Here is a 22551-nt window from a genome sequence, read left to right as displayed (position 1 = left end):
ATCGCGAATCTTTTTCAATTCAAACCAGGTGAGGTGACTGCTAACTTCTCTCTCAACCCGCTCCTCCGCTCTGTCCGGCGCTTCACCGCCGCCGAAAAAACAGCCTCGTCGCTCCAAATCGCAACTTTCTGCTTCGCCCGCGTAATCCCGGTATAAATCAATTCCCTTGTCAGCAAAACAGTATCCTCCGGCGGCAGAACCATCAAAACCCTGTCAAACTCCGATCCCTGGCTTTTGTGGACGGTCATGGCGAAAGCGGTTTCGTGCCTAGGCAGGAACTCTTGCGGAATGGCGCGGATCGTGCCGTCGGGGGCGGCGAAGAAGGCTCGGAGGTTGCCGGTTTCGGGGTCGGGGAGGATGATGCCGGTGTCGCCGTTGAAAAGTTTGTGGGTGTAGTCGTTTTCGGTGACGAGCACGGGGCGGCCACGGTAGAACGGCGTGTCGCGGCGGATGAGTCCGGCTTCGTGGAGCAGCGTTTCGGCGGCGTGGTTCATGCCGGCGGCTCCCCACGGGCCTTCGCGCAGGGCGGTGAGGATGCGGAAGCGGTCGAAGAGGCGCAGCGCTGCGGCGGGCGTTTCGGCTTCGAGGCAGGGGCGGAACCCTTCGAGCACCGGGGCGGCGAGGCGCTTTTTGATCGTTTCGCGCGTCGGCGTCGCTTCGAGGACAATGCTGCTGCTGGAGTCGTCGAGCAGGCGGAGCGCTTCACTGTCGTCGCCAGCGTTGACGGCACGGCTGAGGGCGGCGATGCCGGAGCCGTCGCCGAAACGGTAGTTGCGGTCGAGCACGGTGACGCATCCGGCGATGGAGGAACCGGGCGATTCGGCAGCGCGACAGATGTCGCCAAGCACCGCTCCGGCTTCGACCGAGGCGAGCTGGTCGCGGTCGCCGATGAAAATGAGCCGGGCGTGCGGCGGAAGCGCCGTGACGAGCGCGGTCATGAGCGGCAGATCGACCATCGAGGCTTCATCGACGATCACCACATCGCAAGGCAGCGGGTTGCGCTCGTTGTGGCGAAAGCCAGTCGAGCCGGGCAGCGTGCCGAGCAGTCGGTGGATCGTCGTAACCTGGCTCGGGACGGCGCGTTTGACCTCTTCAGCGCATGGCAGCGTTTTCCGGAGCGAGGCGATGGACGAGGCGAGCCGGGCGGCGGCTTTGCCGGTGGGCGCAGCCATCGCGATGCGCAGGCGCTCTCCGCCGGGTTGTTCGAGCAGGAGGCCGAGGATGCGCGCGACTGTGGTGGTTTTGCCGGTGCCGGGGCCGCCGGAGATGACCGAAAAGCGCCGCCGGAGCGCCGTCAGCGCGGCCTGCCGCTGGTTATCCTTGCCGGACTCGTCGGAACCAAAGTAACGATCGAGCTGCGCGGCAAGCGCGGCTTCATCGATTTCGTCTGTTTCCGACGCAGCGCGGGCGCGAATGGCGTCAGCAAGCAGCGACTCGTAGCGGTAGTAGCGGTAGAGATAGAGCCGTCCGGCGGCGTCGAGAATCAACGGGCAATGCTCCCCTGGCCCACCGAGCGTCGGCAGCGAGCGCAGAGCGGTGATGAGGCTTGCGGCGTCGGACAGGCGCAGCGGCTCATCCTGTCCGGAAATCCGCACGAGCTCTTCGGCAATCTCCTCCAGATCGAGGCAGACATGCCCCTGCCCCACCGCCTGACTGAGCAGCGAAACCACCGTGCGCAGCAATTCCGCGTTTTCCGTCACACCCCGGCAGAGAAATGTCGCCGCCTGCCGATCGATAGGTCGTTCGATAAAGTCGATCATTCTTCACCCTCCCCTGTTCCGGTTTCGACAAGCAATTCGCTCAGCTCGCGGATCAGCTCTACGGATGGCAGGTCTCGATAGAAACCGAACTCTTCGCCGCGTTCGGCGCTGACGCCTCGCAGGAAGACGTAGATCGCTCCGCCGAAGTGCGTCTCGTAGCGGTAATCCGGTACGCGCAGCGACAGGTAGCGGTCAAGCGCCACCGTGTAGAGCAGGTATTGCAGGTGGTAGAGATTGTCCTGCATCGCCCGGTCGAGCTGCTCGCGGCGGTACTCTTCAACCGAATTGCCGAGGTGGTTGGACTTCCAGTCGAGCAGCCAGAACCGCCCCTGCGCCTCGAACACCATATCCATGAAGCCCATCAGCATTCCCTTGACCGGCGCGAAGTCGAGCGCCTGCAATGTAGCGGCGGGGTCGGCACCCGCCGGGATAATGCCATGCCTGACGAGCAATTTGGCAAGCTCCGGCGCGGTGATGCGCTTGAGCGGGAAGAAGAACTCCAGCTCGGTGAACCACGCTTGCTTCTTGAGATTGCCGAGGGTGAACAAACCGTTCGGCGACGAAAGCGGCGTAGCGAGCACCTGACGCACCATGCCGGTGAGGGCTGGCTGCCACTCCTCGTCAAAGCCGTACCGGTCGAGCGCCGTTGCACAGGCCTCGTCGATGTCGGCGTCGGAAGCCGAAACGAAGTCGAGTGTCTCGAAGATCGAGTGCATCAGGATGCCCGCCCCGGCTCCTTTCGGAAAGGCGAAGATGCTGCGCTCCGCATCCGGCAACGCGAGCGGCGCAGCGGGTTCCGACGGAGCGCTTTCGTCGCGGTCGGGCAGCTCGAAGGCCATGTGCTTGTGGCGGCTGAGGGTGGTGAAGCTCGCGATTCGCCAGTCGGTTTCGAGGATTTTTCTGAACTCTCGCAGCACGAGTTCAGGCCGCTCCGTCGATTCGGAAAGCGGAACGCTCACGCGGAAATCGTCGCCCAGCGTTAGACGTTTGACCTGTATTGCGCCATCCGATTCGTCCGCCAGCACTTGCAATCGTCCGGCCATCGTATTCACCCCGATGACTGAAAGCTCGCCCGTCGCGTCGGCGACCGGATCGGAGCTTTTTCTGGCATCGTCCGAGGCGTAGAGTAAATAAGAGGCGGGCGTAAGTTGCGGCGGCTTGCCGCTTTTGCGGCCATCGACGATCCGCGCGGTGAAGAAGATGCAGCGCTGTTCGGCCCGCGTCAGGGCGACGTAGAAGAGGCGCAGGTTCTCGGCAAGCGTCTCCCGCGCGGCAAGCGTCCGGTGATGCGCGATGGACGCAGAGCCGAAATCGCGCACCATCCGCCCTGCGTCGTCGTGGCAGAGAACTACGTCGTCCTTATCGCCTCCTCTGACGAACTGGAACGGGCAGAAGACGACCGGGTACTGCAACCCTTTGCTGACGTGCGCGGTGATGATCTTGACTGCCGGTTCGTCGCTTTCGAGGCGAATCTGGTACTCCTCGCCGGTTTCGCGAGTCGCCACGCGCTCGCTGAACCACGCCACGAGGCTCTCCATGCCGAGGCCTCGCGCGTGCGCTTCGCGGTGTAGCAGCTCGAAGCAGTGCAGCACGTTGGTCAGCGCCCGTTCGCCCGACGCCTCCGCCGTGGCCAGCAGCCGCTCGCGCACCCCTTCGCGGCGCATCAGCTCGCGGGCCATCACCATGAAGCCGCGCTCCCGCCAGAGTCGGTGGTAGTCGCGGAACTCTTGCAACCGAGCGGCCAGGGCGTTTTCGTCGTCGTTGAAACGGGCGATGTCGCTGCCGTTCAGCCCGAAAAGCGGCGTGACGAGCGCGGCCCGCACAAGTGTTTCGCGCCCCGGCTCGGCGAGCGCCGTCACGAGAATGCGCACCTCCTCGGCCTCGACGGAGGTGAAGACGCTCTCGTCGCTGCGCATGACCGACACAATGCCCGCCTTGCGCAGCGTCGCCTGCATCAGCCGGGCCTGCCGGTGGGTGCGCACGATCACCGCAATGCCGCTCGCGTCTGCACCGTCGCGGATCGTTTCGGCAACCATCGAGGCGCACGCATCCGCTGCGAACTGCGTGGCGTCGCCGCTTTTGAGGCTGCCGTCCCCATCGCCGCCATCGAGCAGGCAGAGTTCGAGCGGCGGCTTGCAGGTCAACTCCGATTCGGGGATGACGCGGCCCGCCACGAGCGGCGGTGACGGAATGCCGTCGAAGACGAAGGGCTGGCGAGCGTGATCGAAGAGGCGGTTGAAGCCGTCGAGCAGCTTCGGCGTCGAGCGCCAGTTGGTGTTGAGCGTGAAGCGCCGCTCCTCGCCAACATCGCTGGCAGCATGGAAATAGGCAAAAATGTCCGCTCCCCGGAAGCTGTAGATCGCCTGCTTGGGATCGCCGATGAGGAAGAGCGGCGCGTCCGAGGTAGCGTAGATGCGCCGGAAGATGTCGTACTGAACCGGATCGGTGTCCTGAAACTCGTCGATCAGCGCTGCCTTGTAGCGAGTCCGTAGCGCCTCGGCCAGCGTGGCGGCTTCCGGGCCATCGGCCAGCGCGTGGTAGAGATCGGTGAGCAGATCGTCGAAAAAGCGGATGTTGCCCTCCTTCTTGCGCTCCGGCAGGCGCTTTCGGTAGAAAGTCACAAGCTCAGACTTCAGAGCCAGCAACCGCTCATCCGCCTCCGATTGCAACCGCTCGCATGCCTCGAAAAAGGGATGTTCAGGCGAAGCCTTGGAAGACTTTGTGCCTGCCGCGATGCCGGAAGCGGTCAGCTTCTCGAAGCCGTCGAAGAGCGCGAAGGGGTTTCGCTCTTCGATGAACTCGTCAAGCGACGACAGCAACGGCTCGACTTTATCATCGCGATAATATTTCTCGGAGCGACTGAGGCTTTTGTCGCTGCGCAGAATCGTCGAAATTGCTTCGCGCTCGTCACGCCAGATGCGGCGTATTTCGTCATAGGCTGCTTGAGCCTCGTCCTCGATCCGCGCGATCTCCGTTTCGCCGTAAACCGGCAGCACCACGTCGCGCTCCGAGAGCTGCAACGATTGCAGGAAAGCCATGAGTTTGTCGGGCGTCCACTTTTTCAGCAGCGCGCAGGAGAGCAGACGGTTGGCGCTTCCGAAAAATCGCTCCCGCCAGAAGTCGTCGATTACCTGCCCGGCAAGCGCGGACTGGTCGTCCATCAGCTCGGTGTCGTAGAGTGCGCCGCTCTCGAAAGCGTGATCCTGCAACGCCCGCAAACAGAAGCCGTGAATCGTGAAGATCGAGGCCATGTCGAACTCGGCGAGCGCCGCTTCGAGCAGTACTGCGACGTGGTCGGTCGAACCGGTTACGTCAGCGCGGTCGCGAAGATTGGCGAGAAAGTCATCCTCCGTCGGCTCACCGCGCATCACGTCAAGCGCCTCGCGAATGCGGCGACGGATGCGCGCGCGAAGCTCCTGCGTGGCGGCTTCGGTGAAGGTGACGACGAGAATCTGTTCGGGCCGCAACTCCTTTTCGACGAGCAACCGCAGGTAGAGCGAGGCGATGGCGTAGGTCTTGCCCGTGCCCGCGCTTGCCTCGATGAGGTTCATGCCCGAGAGCGAAACGGCGGCGTGATCGAGAATGCGGATCGTCATACCTTGCCTCCGTGCTCGATCATTGGTTGCAGCAGATCGGCGGCGATGGTCTCGAAGTGGTCGCCGAAGGGCGGTTCTTGGCCGAAGCAGCGGCGGATGGCCGGGTCGCTCCCCTCACCCTCGATTCCGCCGAAGCCGTCGAGCCATTCGCCGAGGGCGGCTTTGCGCCGATCGGCTTCGGGTTTGTCAGCCTTTTCAGCCCAGGCAAGCGAGGTGCAGGGAAAGAATGGCAGCGGCTCGGCAAGGCCTTCGCGATAAAAATCGAGCAACGCTTCGAGTCGTTCGGCTGCTCCGGTAACGGGGCGATAGCAGATCGAGCGGTCGAGCGTGACGATGCGCGTTTCGTGCGACTCACCGTGCCCGGCAGCGAGTCGCGCGAGGTGCAGAAGCCACGAGCGGAGGCGATCCTGCGCGCGCATTCTTGCGCAGCGGTAGAGGAGCTGGCCAGTCGGCAAAAGGTGGTCGAGTGTTCCAGTCAGGCGGAATCCGCCGATGTCAAGATCGATGTCGAGCTGGCTGAACGTGCCGCCGCCTTTCAGTTCCTGCACCTTCTCCGCGAACTCCTCGACCTCGGCGAGCAACTTGCGGAACAGCAGCTCGCCGTGCGTCGCCGGAGGAAGCAATCCACGCGAACGGAAGAGCGGTAGCATCGCTCGCCCATCGCGGCCTTCGAGCAGCGCTTCGAGCAGTTCCTGACGCATTGCGTAGCGTTCGAGTCCCACCGCTTCAAACGGCTCGCGCTCACCGAGTGGTTCCGCTGCTGACGAGGGTTTCAAGCCAAGTCTTCGCTCCAGAAAAAACGCCGCCGGGTTGGCGAAAAAGCGGGCGAGATCGTCAAGCGTCACCGTCCGCTCTTCATCGGTTAGACCGTCGAGCGGCTCCTCGATAAACGGTCTGGTGTCAAGCGAATTGCGTCCCGCGAGCGCACGGAAGTTTTCCACCGAGTAGCTGAAAAGCGGCGATCCTTTCGTGAAGTAGGCCGGGCTGAAGCCCTGGAGGCGATGCTGCACGACCAGCCTCGACGAGGCATCCTCGCCGTCAGGAAACTCGAAACCGCGCTCGACGGCGTCGAGCAACTCGCTCACCAGTACAGACGGTGGTAGTGGGCTGTTGTCGCGGACGCTCTGGCCGACGTAGCTCAGGTAGAGCACGTCGCGGGCGGAGAGGATCGATTCGAGGAAGAGATAGCGGTCGTCGCCGCGCACCGAGCGGTCGCCCTTGCGCGGCTTGCGGGCGAGCAGGTCGAAGCCGGGCGGACGCTGCTGGCGCGGAAATGCGCCGTCGTTCATGCCGATCATCGCCACCACGCGGAACGGAATGCTGCGCATCGGCAGCATCGCGCAGAAGGTGATGCCACCGGTCATGAAGCCGAGGCCCATCTCGAACTGTTCGAGCCGACCGCGCAGCCAGGCGATCATCACCTGCGCCGAGACCTCACCTGCAAAATTGGAGTGTTCGGCCAGCGCGGTGAGACTGTCGATCTCCTTCTTGACATGCGCCAGCTCGCGCTCCGAATCGGCGTCGGCTTCGATGAAGCTTTCGAGGATCCAGAGGAAGTGCTCCCGCCACTCGCCGAGTGGGCGCGGGCGGCTGAAGCGCTTCGAGAGCTGATCGACGGCGTCGATGAAATCGGCCAGCTTGCCGAGCGTTTCGGCGTCGCCTGCGACTTCGAACGGCAGCACGCCATCGAAAAGCCGCCCCTCGTCAGGCATCGCGTAGCCGAGCAGCATCCGCTCCAGCCCCGCTCGCCACGAGTTCTCGCGGAACGGCGGCAGGCCGAGACTGCTGCGCGAACGCTCGTCCATTCCCCATCGGATGCGCGTCTCTTCGATCCAGCGCCGCACCGTGTCGAGCTCCTCCTCGCCGAGCCGGAACCGGCGGCTGACCGGCGGCGACGAGACGAGGTCGAAGAGCGCGGGCGCGGTGTGGCGGCTGCCGTAGAGTTCGAGCAATTTGAGCATCGCCGGAGCGACGCCGCCCTCGTCGAGCATCCGGCGGTCGGCGATGGAGTGCGGCAGGCGCGGCTCCCCATTTCCAGCAGCGCCAAACACCGTGGCGATGTAGGGCGCGTAGGTTTCGATGTCGGGCGTCATTACCACGATGTCGCGCGGTTCGAGGCTGGGCACGCGGTTGAGCAGATCGAGCAGATTGTCGTGCAGCACCTCGACCTCGCGCAGCGGATTGTGGCAGGAGTGCACCTGCACCGAGCGGTCGCTGGCGTCGGGCGCTGGATGCTTCGCCTCAGTGGCGTCGCCGCGCAGATTGAGCATGTCCGACTGCACGGCGCGGAGCAGCGTCTCCGTGCTGGGGTCGTCGTAGATTTCGTGCTCACCTTTTACATTGCCGACCTCAAGCAGCAGTTCGGCGAACTCGCGTCCGCTCTTGCCGAGCGAGGCGAGCAGCGGATTGCCCTCCATGCTCAGCGCCCGCTCGCTCTCGCTCATGCGGAACAGCCGCCGCCGCGAAACGATGTCCGTCCAGAACTCTCGGGTCGGACTCAGGAGAAACAGGTTGACCGGAATCCGCGCGGCGAGCGCCTGGAGCATCTCGACGTGAAACGGCGGCATGTAGGAAACGCCGAAGAGCGAAATGCGTTTCGGAAAGTCGTCGGGCAGCTCGGCATTTTTCAGCTTCCGGATGAACGCCGCCTTGAGCTGGCCGCGATGCTTGCCAGCGCTTTCCGCGATGAGCGTGCGCCATAGCTCTGGTTGCCAGTCGCGAGCTGCGTCGTCGTTACCTGTCTCCCATGCTGAGAGCAGGCCGGGACGGAACAGCGTGTACTGGTCGAAGGTGTCGCCAATCCTGCCGCAGAGCTGAAAGAGCTTCAGGCCGTCGCGGTCGCCATCGAGATAGGCGCGAAGTGGAACGAACGAGTCGCGTTCGAGCAAGCCCGGCAAGAGGCGCATCAGACTCCAGCAGATCGACTCCTTCGAGAATCGCTCGGTGTCAGCCTGCTTGGATAGCTCCAGCCACTCGAAAAGCCGCTGCACAAGCGCGTTCGGAAACGGGTACTCCGCCCCGGCCCAGACGCCGAACTGCGCGGCGAGCCGCATCGAGAGCCACCGCTGCATTCCCCGGCTCTGCACGACGATCCACTCGCGCTCGAACGGCGAAGCGAGCGGCGAGGCCGCGACCATGTCGCCGAACGCTGAAACGAGCGTTTCTAGCCGGTTGCCTGTGTAGATCTCAAGCACGGCGGGCAGCTCCGGAGGTTAGGGCAACGTGTGATGAACGGGGCATGTAGATATCGCTTGGTTTGCGGCAGTCCTTAAAACTATAAGTACTGAATTGCCCGTGTATTATCAAGAACAGACAACATGGACGAAGCATCTAACAGAGTGATTTGTTGCAAAATCGGCCATCATTATTCATCATCAATTCTCAATTATCAATGGGCCGAATTCATTACATTGAAGGCATAATTTTATTTCCCACAATTTTATACGAAATCATCTCATGGACGCGAAAACCACCGTTCTCGAAGTGCTGAAAAAAGAGGGCGAACCGATGAGCGCCGGTCAGATCGCCGAAAAAAGTGGCCTCGACCGCAAAGAGGTTGACAAAGCAATGAAGCAGCTCAAGGAAGAAGAGGCAATCGTTTCCCCCAAGCGTTGCTACTGGGAGCCAAAAGCGTAAAAGCAGCCGAGCGGATACCTCTTCTCTGTTGCGACAGAGGTCAAAATACCAACAACCACCATCATCGAACATCATGATCCAATCCGATTCCTCCCTGCTCCCTCTGTCACAGGAAGAGCTGAACGAGCTTGAAGGCTTTCTCGTCTCTGACAAAACGTCGGAGGAGTGCATGTCGTCGCTCGAAATGATCGACGGTTACATGACGGCTCTGGTTATCGGCCCGGAAATGGTGCCGCAGCCGCGCTGGATTCAGTACATGATCGATCCTGACAACAAGCAGGAGCAACTTTTCGAGTCGACCGAAGTGGAAGAGTCGATCACCGGCTTGCTGTTCAGGCATGCCAGCGCCATTGCGGCACAATTCGAAACCAATCCGGAAGAGTTCCTGCCGCTGTATGAAATGTTCGGCTACGGTGAACCGGAAGAGCGTGAAATCGCCATCGAAGAGTGGGCACTCGGCTTCATTCTCGGCATGGAGTTGTCGCACGAAGCGTGGCAACCGCTGTTCGACGAGGAGAGCTCAGCCATGCTTGCCGGACCGCTTTTTATTCTGGGCAAGGTCAGCGATGATTACGAAGCCATGTCGCAGGAGGAGCGGGATGAAATAACCGCCATGCTCGAAGAATCGATCATAAACATCCACGCTTTCTGGCAGCAGGAAGATGAGGACGAAGAGTAAATGACTCATAGCGAACCAGCACAAAAAAAGCCGGACTTTCTAAAACGTCCGGCTTTTTTTGTGTGCGTTCAACGCTCTTATCGTCGCTGCATCGGCCAGTCATCACGTCTATCGTAACGACGGTCGTCTCTTCTGTCGTCACGCCGGTCGTCACGGCGATCATCCCGCCTTTCAAAGCGACGGTCACGACGGTCGTAACGATTATGCCAGCGATTGTTCTCCACAGCCCTGAATTTGCGAATCTGGTCGATACGGTAGCGCCTGATTTTGTAAGGAAGTTTCCGATGATGAATCTCTTTCCATGGGCCGTTGTAGCGATGCGAACGATACCAGTGCCCGTTATTGTACAGGTAATAGAAATTACCCGAGAGAATGATATCGTAAGGGCTATTTCCGATGGCAATCGAGAATCCCGGGGTTGCCAGACGCACAAATGTTGGTGGGCGGTCGATCACAAAGGCTGGCCGATGGTAACCGCCGGTGCCAATCCTGATGTTGACATCCGCGAGGGCATTGGAAGAAGGGCTGGCCATCAGTATGCCGGCGACACCCGCCAGCATCAACAGTTTGCTTTTCATAAGTGTCTCCTGTTTATTTCAGTGTCAAGACAGGCGACCAATTTCATGAAGCCGTTTCCGGCAGTCCGATGTCACCCGCTTCTATAGTCTCTGACGACAGTCAACGCGTGATTCCTGCGCACCAAAAAAGATGCGCATTAAAATTCTCGAAGATCATCTGCATGAATACATCGAAAAACGAGGAGAGCAACCAACTCGAAGCCTTGTTCCTTCCCGCCGTCGAAGAGATCGTGAAGCGGTGGGCCGATGGTAAGCCTCCGAACCCTTCGCCGGCGGCAACTTCCGACAAACCGAGCGGATACTTCCGGTTGACGAACTACCTGCTCGATTATCTGCTGAAAAACCGCGAGTTTCCGAAAGGCGTGCACCGGATGCCTGAAGGCCGCGACCGTTTCGGTACGTTTGAGCCAGGCTTCGTAGTCAATTTCGATCCGATTATCGGCGATTCGGTGCTGCCAAAGGCGTGAACAGTCAGGGAGTTTCCGACTCGATCGCGCTGTTGAGGAATGAGACCATCGGCATAACCGAACGACAGCACATGCCGAGTTGCTTGGTAAAATCGCTCTTCAACACTTCGGCGTCGCTGAAAAAGCGTTGCGTGAAGTAGCCTTTGTAACGAAGATACTCGATGGCAGGATTGGACTCCTCGTACCCTTTTGGTGCACGTTTGAGGGCACCGGACGGCTGGACGCCTTCTGGAAAGTTGTCAAGCAGTTCGGTGGCTTGAACGATGGTGCGCCATTCGTCGAACCGGGCAGCGATTGCCTCACGGGTTTGGGCAAGTACCGACGCTTCGGGCATGTAAAGACCCCCACCGCCAAACGAGTTGCCCGGTTCGAGATGCAGGTAGTAGCCCGCCAGCGGCCCCTTCCGCCCGCCCTTGCTTACGTAGGCGAAAAGGCCGGTTTTGTAGGGCGTCTTGTCCTTCGAGAAACGCACATCACGGTAGATGCGCATGATGCACGACTTCGGATCAGGCATCACCTCGGCGATACCTTCGTCGAAGGTGGCGAGGATTTGAATGAATTGCGCAATCGTATCGAAAAAATCAGCAGAAGCCTGCTGGTAACGCGGGCGATTGGCCTCGAACCATTCGCGATTGTTGTTGGCCTTCAGATCGGCAAGGAAATCAAGGGTGGATCGGGTAATCATGAGCAGCTCCTCAGAACATGGAGTGCGCTCCGAGCTCCTGCCCGGCAAGTCCCTCTTTGAGCGCGCGCTTGTAGAAATCACGTAACGTATCGGTGCCATATGAGGGGGTGGCATCGGCGTCATACTGTTGCTTGACCGGATCCCACACCAACATCGATTCCGAGCAATAGTACTTGCCGATCCGGGCGAACTCGGCTTTTTCGGCAAACGACGGAAAAACCTTTGACAAGAGCGTCAGCACCGGAATGATCACGTCGAACATCTGGATCGGCACCTTTTTGAGCTTCGGCTCGCGGCCGAGCAGCTCGAACAGCATCAGCGCCTGATCGAGGTTCGTCACGGCCTCACCCGGCCCGCCGATGGGCATGATCTTGTTCTGCTTCTCCGGATCTTCAAGACAATCGGCAATAAAGCGGGCCAAGTCAGCCTCGCTGATCGGCTTGCACGCTGTGAGCTTGCCATCGCCGAACATGACGTAGGGCTTGCCGTTTTTGACCTTTTCGATCTGTCCGGCAATCGACTTGAAAAAAGCGGTGGGCCGAACGATGGAGTACGTGACGCCGGACTCGCGTAACTCCTTTTCGAACTTCAGCTTGGCGCGCTGGAACTCCAGCATGGGCTTCTGCACGCAGATGGCCGAAAGCAACACGAACTGGCTGATGCCCGCCGACATACCGGCATCGAGTGCGTTGCGGGTCGCCTGATAATCGATGTTCCATGAATCCTTGATGCCGCCGTTGCGCGAGGTCAGGCACGAAACCACCGCATCGAAATGCTCTCCCCTGACGCCGTCGCGCATGAGCGAATCCATATCGGATACGTCACCGAACCGCACCTCCGAACCCTTCAGCTCCTGGCGGGTCTGCTCAGCGGTGGTCGAAGCGTTCACGCCGGAGCGCTGGCGAGCGAAACTCACCACCTCGTAGCCTCTTGTCACCAGTTCCCGGACGACAAACTTGCCGATATAGCCGGTGGCACCAACGACAAATACACGTTTCTTTTGCTGCTTTCCACTCTTTTCAGCCGGAACAGATGAGGTCATCAATGGTCGATAATTTTGAACATTGCCGAAATCCCATGTACAGAACGATTATACAGCTAAAATGATGATTTTGAAACTCTTGGACAAGATTCGCCGAATGGCCGTTTCACATGATGGCAAACCGGTTTGCCGGATTTTTCTTTATGACTTCGGTGTTACATTCAACGTGAAGCAATAAGCAGAGATGGTGTTTTGAAAAAGGAGTCCGAGATGCTCAATCCCTTCATTGAAAGCCTTTTATTGCGACTCAAAAGCTCGTTTGATCTTGAACATCTGGGCAGTTTGCTCGGCGAATTTCTGATTGAGCTGGTCAGCGTGTTTCTCGTTCTTGCTGTTTTCTACCTGCTGTGGCGGATCGTTCGGGGGATTTTGTCTTCCCGGCTCGCTCAACGTCTTGACCGCACCAGTGCGGCGTTTGCTGAAACAGTCATCAAATTCGGCATCTTCGGCATCGGAGCGCTGACGGCCCTGGGTGTGGCAGGAATCAAAACCTCCACCCTGCTTGGCTCGCTTGGCGTGCTCGGCCTGACCCTCGGCTTTGCCCTGCGCGACACGCTTTCCAACATCATTTCCGGGATTCTGATTTTTATCGACCGGCCGTTCACGATCAACGACCTCATCGAGATCGACAACAACTACGGCCGCGTTGACAAAATCACCCTTCGCACCACCCGCATCGTCACGGTTGACGGCAAGATGCTTGCCGTTCCGAACGCCGTGATCATGAACAAAACCGTGACCTCCTATACCAATTTTCCGCATCTTCGTCTCGATATTGCCGTCACCATCGCCGTCACCGAAAATATTGAACGGGCTCGTTCGATCCTGCTTTCGCTGGTTAAGGACGATCCCGATTGCATGCGCGATCCTGCACCGGTCGTTGTCGTGACGCAACTGAACGACTACAACGTCGTGCTTGAACTTCAGGTGTGGCTCAACAACGAAAGAGAACACATCCAGAAGCGGCTGGAGCTGCGGGAAAAGGTGTTCAACGCGCTGAACGAAGCGGGTGTGAAGATGCCATACGAAACCATTCAGCTTGCGCCGCACCGGGTCGAGGTGAACAACCAGTCCGGCGGCTGACCGGAAAAGTAACAGAAGATCAATAATGAAACCAATTGCCGATTACACCATCAGAACCATGAGCCGCCGGGAGATCGATCTCGCTGTCGATTGGGCTGCCGCCGAGGGGTGGAACCCCGGCCTCGAAGATGCCGAATGTTTTTACCACACTGATCCGGAAGGCTTTCTGGTTGGCCTCGTCGGTAACGAGCCGGTGGCGACCATTTCCGTGGTGCGTTATGGCAACTCCTTCGCATTCCTTGGCTTTTACATCGTCAAGCCGGAATGGCGGGGCAAAGGGCTGGGGCTCCGGATATGGAATGCCGGGCTGGAGCGGCTGGCCGAGCGTACTGTCGGGCTCGACGGCGTCGTGGCACAACAGAAGAACTATCGGAAATCTGGATTTGCGCTGGCGTACCGGAATATTCGCTTCATGGGCGCGGCTGCGGAAAACGCTGAATCGTACCCCGGCATCGTGCCGCTCACGGAAATTCCTTTTGCAACGCTCCATGCCTACGACCGCCCGTTTTTTCCGGCTGACCGGAGCGCGTTTCTTCAGTGCTGGACAAGCCGCACAGGCAGCAAGGCGTTCGGCGCTCTGCACGACGGGGCGCTTGCCGGTTACGGCCTCATCCGACCATGCCGCTCCGGCTTCAAGATCGGCCCCCTTTTTGCCGACAATCCCGACGTGGCCGAAGCGCTGTTCAAGACGTTAATCGGTTCGGTTCCTGCCGGAAGCCCGATCTTTCTCGACATTCCGGAAGTGAACCCCGAAGCGCTCCAACTCACGCAGCGCCATGGCATGAAGGTGGTGTTCGAGACCGCGCGGATGTACAAGGGCGAAGCTCCCGATTTGCCGGTCGAGCGGATTTATGGCGTCACGACCTTCGAGCTGGGATAAGGGAAGCATTTCAAGCGGCAAAGGCTGTTCACCATTCGACCGTGTTGGATATTTTTTCCCGAAGAGGCTTGTCTGATACCGAGGCAAAACTATATTACTGCATAACCATTCAGCATGCGGGGCATCCGGAAACATTGTTTGCCGTCACTCCGGCAGAAGATAACCATCGGGCAAGCCCTTGCTGTTCATGACCTCTCAGCTTCAGCAGTATGAATTACTTTGAATTGTCAATGATCGTCGGTGCAGGATCGCTTGTGGCGGGCCTGCTCGGCTCACTGACCGGACTTGGCGGTGGTGTTGTTATCGTGCCGCTACTCACCCTTGGACTCGGAATCGACCTGCGTTACGCCGTGGGGGCTTCACTCATCGCGGTGATCGCAACCTCCTCCGGAGCTGCGGCGGCATACGTCACCGAGGGTTACTCGAACATTCGCATCGGCATGTTCCTCGAAATCGCCACCACCATCGGTGCGCTTTTCGGAGCTTTTCTCGCCGGCATTCTTTCGACCAACATCATTGCCATCGTCTTCGGCGTGGTGCTGCTCTACTCCGCATGGCTTTCGAGCCGCCCCAAAGAGGATCACTCAGATCAAACAGAGTCCGATGCGCTGGCTACCCGCCTCAAGCTTAACAGCACCTACCCGACCGAAGACGGCATCAAACACTACAGCGTACACAACGTCGGTGCGGGCTTCAGCCTGATGGGGCTGGCCGGTGTGCTGTCGGGTCTGCTCGGCATCGGCTCGGGAGCCGTGAAGGTGCTGGCGATGGATCACGCCATGCGGCTGCCTTTCAAGGTTTCAACCACGACCAGCAATTTCATGATCGGGGTCACCGCTGCGGCCAGCGCAGGCGTCTATCTGAGCCGTGGCTACATCGATCCGGGGCTCTCCATGCCCGTCATGCTTGGCATTCTGGCCGGCTCGTTCATTGGCGCACGCCTGCTGATGGTTGCCAAAACCAAGTGGCTGCGCCTGGTGTTCGGTGCGGTGATTTTTGTGCTCGGTATCGAAATGATTTACAACGGCATTGTCGGGAGGATATGAGATGAGCCACCACACGAAACCGGAATGGAATGATCAGCGCATTGAAATCATCATCGGCACACTGCTGAAATGGGGCGTGATGCTTGCCGCCGCAACCGTTTTTACCGGAGGCATGCTGTTTCTGCTCACCCATGGCGGTGAACACCTGAACTACCACATCTTTCATGGTGCGCAATCACCATTGCGCAGCTTTAAGGGAATTGTGTCGGGTGTGATGCGCTTTGAACTCAAAGCCATCATTCAGCTTGGTCTGGTTATGCTTATTCTGACCCCCATCGCGCGCGTTGTCCTGTCCATTTTTGCTTTTTACAAGGAGCGTGACCAGCTCTATGTCGCGATTTCATCCATCGTGCTCATCTTTCTTCTTATCAGCCTTGCCAGCGGAGTTGTCTGATCAGCAATAAAAGAGAGCTTTATATTGGGAATAATGTTAACAATAATTAACTTTAAAAATTAAACGACTGAGTTTTCAACGCGGCCACAACTCATAACCGGACAGTCACCATGCGCCAGAAGATTTCGCACCGACGATATTTCTTTATGGCCCTCGTCGCCATGTTGTGCCTGCTGACCTTCTCTCCGCTCGATTCATGGGCCGCCGTATCGGGCAAAAATGATGAAGCAGAATTCAAGGGCATTTCGGTTCAAACCACTGACCTTGATGATGGCATTACCGGCGTCACAGGTTCGGTCTACATCGCGGCTTCACCGAAGCACATCTGGGCAGCCATCACCGATTACAACAATCACAAACATTTCGTGCCCAAGCTGATCGACAGCGGTCTGATTTCAGACAACGGGCGTGAGCAGGTAATGTTTGAAAGGGGCAAAACCGGCATTTTGCTTTTCAGAAAAACCGTGTATATCAAGCTGAGCCTTCAGGGAGAGTATCCGAAAAGGCTTGATTTTCACCAGCTGGAAGGCGATTTCAAGGTTTATGAGGGTGAGTGGTTGATCGATAAAGCCCCTGACGGTAAAGGAACCATGCTTACTTTCAATGCAAAGATCAAACCGGATTTTTTTGCACCGCCGATGTTCGTTCGCAAGGTTCAACAGAACGATCTGCCGATGGTGCTTGCCGCAATGAAAAAGCGTGCTGAATCAAGCATATACGCCTTGCATTTTGCCGAGACTGTCGGAATCAAACCTAAACCGGGACAACAAACTCCGCAACCTGTTGCAGACTGATTTTGCCTCTCATCATCCGGCAAAGGCGACAGTCAAGAAATTTTGTCACCTCTGCTGTAAAGAGAGCCATGCACCACACTTCCGCCCTCTTCATTCAAGTTCGTCGCACACCACCCGAACCTTTGCCGCATTGGCAATTGCCTGCTGCCTGACAAGCTCGACATCGCTGTCGGATTCGCCAGACATGAGCGCTACGCCCATGCGCCGGTAGGGGCGCGTGGTGGGTTTGCCGAAAATCCGGATGTCGCTGCCGGGTTGTTCAAGCGCTTTTTCCACACCATCGAACGACGGATTTGTGCCCGCTTTATCGGCAAGAATCACCGCGCTTGCGCCGACGCGCAAGAGTTCGATGCCGGGAATCGGCAGGCCGAGCACTGCGCGGGCGTGCAGCTCGAACTCCGAAAGATTCTGCGTACCGGTCAGCGTCACCATGCCGGTATCATGCGGACGCGGCGAGAGTTCCGAGAAATAGAGCCCATCGGCGGCAAGGAAAAACTCCACGCCCCAGATGCCTGCGCCGCTGAGCGCTTCGGTTACTTTTCCGGCAATCTGTTGTGCCTGCGACAAATGCTCCGGGCTGATGCGGCACGGTTGCCAGCTTTCCTGGTAGTCGCCACGCTCCTGCCGGTGGCCGATGGGCGGGCAGAAGAGCGTCGGCCCGTTTTTCTGCGTCACGGTCAACAGCGTGATTTCGGTATGGAACGCCACGAACGCTTCGACGATCACCTCGGCGATGTCGCCCCGCTTACCGCTCTGCGAATAGCTCCACGCCTTTTCGATATCAGCCTCGCTCCGCACGGTGCTCTGCCCTTTTCCCGACGAGCTCATCAGCGGTTTGACCACGCAGGGCAGGCCGACCTCCGCCACCGCCGTCCGCAACTCGTCGAGAGAGGCAGCATAAAGATAGTTGGCCGTGCGCAGACCGAGGTCACGGGCGGCAAGGTCACGGATGGCTTTGCGGTTCATGGTGAAGTTGGCCGCACGCGCGGAGGGTACCATCTGAATCCCCTGCTGCTCGTAATCGTAGAAGCGCTCAGTGCGAATAGCTTCGATCTCCGGCACAATGATGTCGGGCTTGTGCTTGGCAACAATCGCGTCGAGCGCGTTGCCGTCGAGCATGTCGATCACTTCGCGTTTGTCAGCGACCTGCTGGGCGGGTGCATCGTCATAGCTGTCCACGGCGATAACGCGCTGGCCCAGACGCTTGACGGCAATCACGAACTCTTTCCCCAACTCCCCGCTGCCCAGCAGCATGATTGTTTTCGACATAAATTCTTTTACTTGTTGTATTTGTAAAACCCTTTCGCCTTGATCTGCGCGAACCACTCGCGGGCTTTTTCTTTCGCATCACGGTCAGGCGGCCAATGGACGAAGGTTGCCACATCCCGCAGTCCGACCGTGCCGAGCGAAGGGATTTCGACACTTCTCGGCTCACCGAGCTTCCAGGCCGCAGGCTGGCGGACACGCCCCTTTTCGGGATGATCGAACTCCAGCGGCGGAAACAGCTCGGCAAAAGAGCGGCCACGCCACTCATCTTCGGGAAAAGTAATGCAGGCGGCCATGTCTTCCCTGGGCTTCATTTTCGCGCAGGCAGCGGCCAGCAGAAGCGGACGGCCGAACACCGAGCCGGTGAACTCCTTCGGTGTGCCCGCAAAGCCGGCAGCGACTCGTCCGCTGGCGATGCCCATATCCGGCTTGAACAGCAGTTCGTCATTTTCGCCCATCCAGCGCGCAGCACGGATAGCGTCGAAAAACGGCTCCTCCGAACCGAACTTTTTTGAGAAAAGCAGCACAATCGCGCTGTCCAGAAAACGCTCGACCACGCAGAACGGCTCCCGCGCAAGCGACTCCCGCATCCAGACGAGAAACATGTTCAGGTAGATCAGGATCTCCGTAGGCGAAAACTCAAGGGTCAGTCGTGCAAAATCGTGCATCCCGACGTACAGTACCGTGGCGTCGAATTCGATGCACTTCAGGGGAAAGCAGCCCGCCTTTTCGTCATCGATCTCGACATCGACCGTCAGCGGCTGCGACAGGAGAAAATCCGTTATGGTGTTGTAGCTGTATGGCGTTTTCACTGGTGCGGATCGGCGAAATTAAAGCAAAATAGAAGATAGCACTCCCGTGCGGTTATCCCGCTTGCCGACAGGACATGAACATCAATGAACGGCTCACTTTGCCGGAATATCGGCCAGCACATCGACGAGGAAGTCCCAGAATTTCTGGACCGACGCGCATTCGACCTTTTCGTCAGGCGAGTGAGGAAAACGAATCGTCGGCCCGAACGAAATCATGTCGAGCCCGGGATAGATACCGCCGATGATGCCGCACTCCAGCCCGGCGTGAATAGCCTTGACTTCCGGAGCTTTTCCGAAACGTTGTTGATAGATGCGCTGCATCAGGCTCAGGATAGGCGAATCCGGATCTGGTTTCCAGCCAGGGTAGCCGCCGGTGAACGAAGAGGTCGCACCAACACGATCAGCGACGCTCTGGATGCTCGTCGCAAGCTCTTCAAGCGACGAATCAACGGAGCTTCTGAGCAGGCACTCGACAGCAATGCTTCCGGCGTTCGATTTCACCCTCGCCAGATTGTTCGACGTTTCAACCACGCCATCCATTTCGCCGCTCATTCGCACGACACCATTCGGGCAGTCGGCAACGGCCTGGAGGAGGCGCCCGAAAGATTCGTTATCGATAACCGTATCCGGAATCTCAGCAGCTCTAATCTCGATACGCAAATCCGGGTCAACCGCCGCCAGTTCTTCCGCGATTGTTGCCCCAAGGCGCTTGAGCGTTTCGACAAAAAGCTCAGCGCGATCGGATGGAAGCGTGACGAGTGACGTTGATTCACGGGGAATTGCGTTGCGCAGGCTTCCGCCATCAATCGAGGCCAACCGCAAGCTGCAACAGTCGTGGCCAGCTTGCAACAGCCTGTTCATGATCTTGTTGGCGTTGCCCCGACCAAGATGAATATCCAAACCGCTATGCCCACCTTTCAGTCCTGAAACCCTGATCTCAAATCCGGCATAGTCGGGAGGAAGCGATGCTTCGCTGTACCTGAACGTCATCGTGCCATCAAGCCCACCGGCGCACCCGATGAACAGTTCACCCTCATCTTCGGAGTCGAGGTTCAGAAGAATTTCTCCCTCAAGAACCTCCGGCTTCAACCCCATTGCCCCGGTCATTCCGGCCTCCTCATTGGCTGTGAACAGCGCTTCGAGTGGCCCATGTGATAGCGATTCCGACTCCAGCACTGCCAGCGCTGCGGCGACGCCGATGCCATTGTCGGCCCCGAGCGTTGTGCCTCGGGCACGAACCCAACCCTTCTCGAAGTAAGCTTCGATCGGATCTCGCTCAAAATCGTGATGGCTGTCCGCATTCTTCTGCGGCACCATGTCGAGATGCGCCTGAAGGATGACGCCTTTGCGCTGCTCCATGCCTTTCTTGGCAGGCTTTCTGATGATGACATTGCCTGCCTCATCGATCAGGCTTTTCAACCCGAGCCGTCGGCCAAAATCAGCAACGTACTCCCTGATCTGTTGCTCGTGGCCGGATGGTCGTGGGATTTGCGTCAGGTTATAAAAATGCCTCCAAAGCGCACGGGGCTCCAGCTCAGGAATGGTAGTGGTCATAATCTCCAGATTCAACGTTTCTGCGACAAACTGATTGTTATAGTATCACCATAATTTGAGAGAATAAAAAAGCGCTGCATAAAGTCAACGATGTTCCCCGTCAGATAACCAATAGTTATGGAAATCGTTATTTTATATTTCAAACAAACCGCAAACAGGTCAATCGCTTAAGCCAACACTTTATGATCGATTTCAGGCTCAAGGTTTTCGATACGGTCGCACGCAGACTCAGCTTTACCAAAGCCGCCGAGGAGCTTTACATCAGCCAGCCTGCGGTGACCAAGCATATCAAGGAGCTGGAGCGGCAGATGAACCTGCGACTGTTCGAGCGCCGGGGCAACCGCGTGGCGCTGAGCGAGGGCGGCCGGATTCTCCTGAAGCATACCGAAGCGATTCACGACATTGCACGCCAGCTCGAGGACGAGCTCAACATGCTCCACGAAGTGCACCGCGGATCGCTCAGCATCGGCGCCAGCACCACCATCGCGCAGTATGTGCTGCCTCCCCTGCTGGCGATGTTTCACCGGCTCTACGCAGAAGTACGCCTTTCGATGCTCACGGCCAACACGGAACAGATCGAAAACGCGCTGTTGCAGCATACAATCATGCTCGGCATCATCGAGGGTGAATCAAAGCGGCGGGACATCATCTACACCCCGTTCGCGAGAGACGAAATTCTGCTGGTCTGCAATCCCGCCCATCCGCTTGCGCGCAAAGATGATATCCGCCTCGATGAACTGGCCGCCACCCCGCTGCTGCTCCGCGAACCAGGGTCCGGCACTCTCGAAGTGATCGCCAACGGCTTGAAGCTGGCAGGGCTCCGGCTGTCGGACATGACCGTCGAGATGCATCTCGGCAGCTCAGAATCGATCAAGTCCTACCTGATGTATTCGCAGAACTGCATGGCTTTTATTTCAAAGGATGCGGTCAAAAAAGAGCTGGAAGAGGGGCTGCTCAAAACGCTGCGGGTCAGGAAACTTTCGATGCACCGGCAGCTCTACTTCATCACGCTGCACGGCCAGAGCGGTGGACTGGTCGAACTCTTCATGCGCTTCGGCCTGCAGCATCACACCCAACGGTGACATTCGCTATTTGATCAGTCCGGCCTCTTTTGCCTGATGTACCAGCACGGCCAGTGCGCAGGAGAGCAATCTGGTTCGGAGGTTGTCCGCACGACTCGTCAGGATCACCGGCACCCTTGCGCCCATGACGACGCCCGCCGCATCGGCGTGGCTGATGAAAGTAAGCTGCTTGGCGAGGATGTTGCCCGCCTCGATATCCGGCGCAAGCAGAATGTCCGCATCCCCCGCAACCTGTGAAACGATGTGCTTCTCTTTGGCTGCCTGCTTGCTGATGGCGTTGTCGAATGCCAGCGGGCCGTCGATGATGCAGCCGGTGATCTGCTTGCGCTCGGCCATTTTACAGAGTGCGGCGGCATCGAGCGTGGCCTGCATGGAAGGATTGACAACTTCAACAGCGGCGAGCACGGCGATTTTCGGCAGGCGCTCCTCCCCGGTGAGCGCCACCCAGGCATCGACGGCATTCCGACAGATGTCAGCCTTTGCGCACAGATCCGGCGAAATGTTCACTACCGCATCGGTGACGATGAGCCATTTGTGGTACCCGGCCGTATCCATCACATAGGAGTGCGACAAGCGCCGCTCGGTACGCAGCCCGGAGCCGTGGGCCACGATCGGCCCGAGCAGCTCGTCGGTATGCAGCGAGCCTTTCATGATCGCCTGAACGTGGCCGGTTGCGGCAAGCCTGACGGCGTGCTCGGCGGCCTGGTGACTGTGCTCCGTGTCCACAATTTCCCAATCGGCGAGATCGATTCCAGCCTTCGAAGCCGCCTCACGGATGCGGTCGGCAGGCCCCACAAGCACAGGCACGATCAGATGCTCCCTGACCGCATCAGCGACAAACTGAAGATCGAGCGCCTCAACCGGATGCACCACGGCCGTTACAAGCGGAGGCAGTGACGCGCATCGCTCGATGACAGCATGGTAACGATCGTGAGGATGCACCTGTATTTCCGGCGGTTCATCGGTGGCAAATGCATGGGTTCGCTGGCTCATATCACGTCTTTGTAGGTTGCTTGCAGATATGGATTGCTGATTTCAATATAATCAACTCCAAGATTCAGCGTGTTACGTTCACCGGCTCGTTACTTTTCCTTGCTGAACCTGTGCGTCGTCTTTCAAGGTTATGAAGAATGATTTAATGAATTATTGGCATATGACCATAATTCTCATTATATTAACGGCCTTATCATTCTCCAC

The 22551-nt window shown here is 58.5% G+C and carries 19 protein-coding genes; 9 read left to right on the top strand and 10 right to left on the bottom strand.

Features of this window, described 5'->3' with window-relative positions; genetic code table 11:
* Positions 1-14: 14 nt before the first annotated feature.
* Genes recD through recC form a run of 3 tightly spaced genes read right to left on the bottom strand, consistent with a single transcriptional unit; the run spans position 15 to position 8550 of the window.
* On the bottom strand, positions 15-1760 hold the full coding sequence (gene recD / locus CPAR_RS05240; protein ID WP_012502270.1) for an exodeoxyribonuclease V subunit alpha: 1746 nt from the start codon (positions 1758-1760) through the stop codon (positions 15-17).
* Positions 1757-5356 carry an exodeoxyribonuclease V subunit beta gene (recB, locus tag CPAR_RS05235; protein WP_012502269.1) on the bottom strand — a complete coding sequence of 1200 codons (3600 nt, stop codon included), beginning with the start codon at positions 5354-5356 and terminating at the stop codon, positions 1757-1759. Before recB ends, recD begins: the two co-directional genes overlap by 4 nt.
* A complete protein-coding gene (gene recC / locus CPAR_RS05230; RefSeq protein ID WP_012502268.1) occupies positions 5353-8550 on the bottom strand; it encodes an exodeoxyribonuclease V subunit gamma in 3198 nt (1065 codons plus the stop codon). Before recC ends, recB begins: the two co-directional genes overlap by 4 nt.
* Positions 8551-8812: 262 nt before the next feature.
* On the opposite strand from recC, the gene CPAR_RS05225 reads away from it, so the two are divergent.
* Complete coding sequence (locus CPAR_RS05225; RefSeq protein WP_012502267.1) at positions 8813-8992, top strand: helix-turn-helix domain-containing protein; 180 nt, start codon at positions 8813-8815, stop codon at positions 8990-8992.
* Positions 8993-9065: 73 nt separating this feature from the next.
* The gene (locus CPAR_RS05220; RefSeq protein ID WP_012502266.1) at positions 9066-9671 is read left to right on the top strand and encodes a UPF0149 family protein; all 606 of its coding nucleotides are present in this window, start codon (positions 9066-9068) and stop codon (positions 9669-9671) included.
* 77 nt (positions 9672-9748) lie between these two features.
* On the opposite strand, the gene CPAR_RS05215 is transcribed toward CPAR_RS05220, so the two are convergent.
* Positions 9749-10249, bottom strand: coding sequence for a YXWGXW repeat-containing protein (locus CPAR_RS05215; RefSeq protein WP_012502265.1), 501 nt, complete (start codon positions 10247-10249; stop codon positions 9749-9751).
* Between the two features lie 161 nt (positions 10250-10410).
* Here CPAR_RS05215 and CPAR_RS05210 point away from each other — a divergent pair, with 161 nt between their 5' ends.
* Positions 10411-10716 carry a hypothetical protein gene (locus CPAR_RS05210; protein ID WP_012502264.1) on the top strand — a complete coding sequence of 102 codons (306 nt, stop codon included), beginning with the start codon at positions 10411-10413 and terminating at the stop codon, positions 10714-10716.
* 4 nt (positions 10717-10720) lie between these two features.
* On the opposite strand, the gene CPAR_RS05205 is transcribed toward CPAR_RS05210, so the two are convergent.
* Both CPAR_RS05205 and CPAR_RS05200 read right to left on the bottom strand, forming a co-directional pair.
* On the bottom strand, positions 10721-11401 hold the full coding sequence (locus CPAR_RS05205; RefSeq protein WP_012502263.1) for a DUF2461 domain-containing protein: 681 nt from the start codon (positions 11399-11401) through the stop codon (positions 10721-10723).
* A gap of 10 nt (positions 11402-11411) precedes the next feature.
* Positions 11412-12446: an NAD(P)-dependent oxidoreductase gene (locus tag CPAR_RS05200; protein ID WP_408610139.1), complete on the bottom strand. Its 1035-nt coding sequence runs from the start codon at positions 12444-12446 to the stop codon at positions 11412-11414.
* Positions 12447-12635: 189 nt separating this feature from the next.
* Here CPAR_RS05200 and CPAR_RS05195 point away from each other — a divergent pair, with 189 nt between their 5' ends.
* From CPAR_RS05195 to CPAR_RS05175, 5 genes are all read left to right on the top strand, one after another.
* A complete protein-coding gene (locus tag CPAR_RS05195; protein WP_232203947.1) occupies positions 12636-13526 on the top strand; it encodes a mechanosensitive ion channel family protein in 891 nt (296 codons plus the stop codon).
* Positions 13527-13551: 25 nt separating this feature from the next.
* On the top strand, positions 13552-14406 hold the full coding sequence (locus CPAR_RS05190) for a GNAT family N-acetyltransferase (RefSeq protein ID WP_012502260.1): 855 nt from the start codon (positions 13552-13554) through the stop codon (positions 14404-14406).
* Positions 14407-14615: 209 nt separating this feature from the next.
* On the top strand, positions 14616-15452 hold the full coding sequence (locus CPAR_RS05185) for a sulfite exporter TauE/SafE family protein (RefSeq protein ID WP_012502259.1): 837 nt from the start codon (positions 14616-14618) through the stop codon (positions 15450-15452).
* 1 nt (position 15453) lies between these two features.
* Positions 15454-15846 (top strand): DUF1634 domain-containing protein, encoded by a 393-nt coding sequence (locus CPAR_RS05180; RefSeq protein ID WP_012502258.1) that lies wholly within the window; start codon positions 15454-15456, stop codon positions 15844-15846.
* A gap of 110 nt (positions 15847-15956) precedes the next feature.
* Positions 15957-16640, top strand: coding sequence for an SRPBCC family protein (locus tag CPAR_RS05175; RefSeq protein ID WP_156773376.1), 684 nt, complete (start codon positions 15957-15959; stop codon positions 16638-16640).
* Between the two features lie 90 nt (positions 16641-16730).
* Here the strand turns inward: CPAR_RS05175 and purT are convergent, their stop codons facing one another.
* The 3 genes from purT to CPAR_RS05160 form a co-directional block, all read right to left on the bottom strand.
* The gene (gene purT, locus CPAR_RS05170; RefSeq protein ID WP_012502256.1) at positions 16731-17909 is read right to left on the bottom strand and encodes a formate-dependent phosphoribosylglycinamide formyltransferase; all 1179 of its coding nucleotides are present in this window, start codon (positions 17907-17909) and stop codon (positions 16731-16733) included.
* Positions 17910-17917: 8 nt separating this feature from the next.
* Positions 17918-18718, bottom strand: coding sequence for an adenylate cyclase (locus tag CPAR_RS05165; protein WP_012502255.1), 801 nt, complete (start codon positions 18716-18718; stop codon positions 17918-17920).
* A gap of 93 nt (positions 18719-18811) precedes the next feature.
* The gene (locus CPAR_RS05160; RefSeq protein WP_012502254.1) at positions 18812-20272 is read right to left on the bottom strand and encodes an aminoacyl-histidine dipeptidase; all 1461 of its coding nucleotides are present in this window, start codon (positions 20270-20272) and stop codon (positions 18812-18814) included.
* Between the two features lie 182 nt (positions 20273-20454).
* On the opposite strand from CPAR_RS05160, the gene CPAR_RS05155 reads away from it, so the two are divergent.
* A complete protein-coding gene (locus tag CPAR_RS05155; protein ID WP_012502253.1) occupies positions 20455-21354 on the top strand; it encodes a LysR family transcriptional regulator in 900 nt (299 codons plus the stop codon).
* Positions 21355-21360: 6 nt separating this feature from the next.
* Here the strand turns inward: CPAR_RS05155 and CPAR_RS05150 are convergent, their stop codons facing one another.
* A complete protein-coding gene (locus CPAR_RS05150) occupies positions 21361-22347 on the bottom strand; it encodes a phosphate acetyltransferase (protein WP_012502252.1) in 987 nt (328 codons plus the stop codon).
* Positions 22348-22551: the final 204 nt, after the last annotated feature.

It is taken from the genome of Chlorobaculum parvum NCIB 8327, from assembly GCF_000020505.1.
GTDB lineage: Bacteria > Bacteroidota > Chlorobiia > Chlorobiales > Chlorobiaceae > Chlorobaculum > Chlorobaculum parvum_A.
The sequence above is the reverse complement of the archived record's forward strand: the minus strand, read 5'-3'. Positions and strand labels throughout refer to the sequence as shown.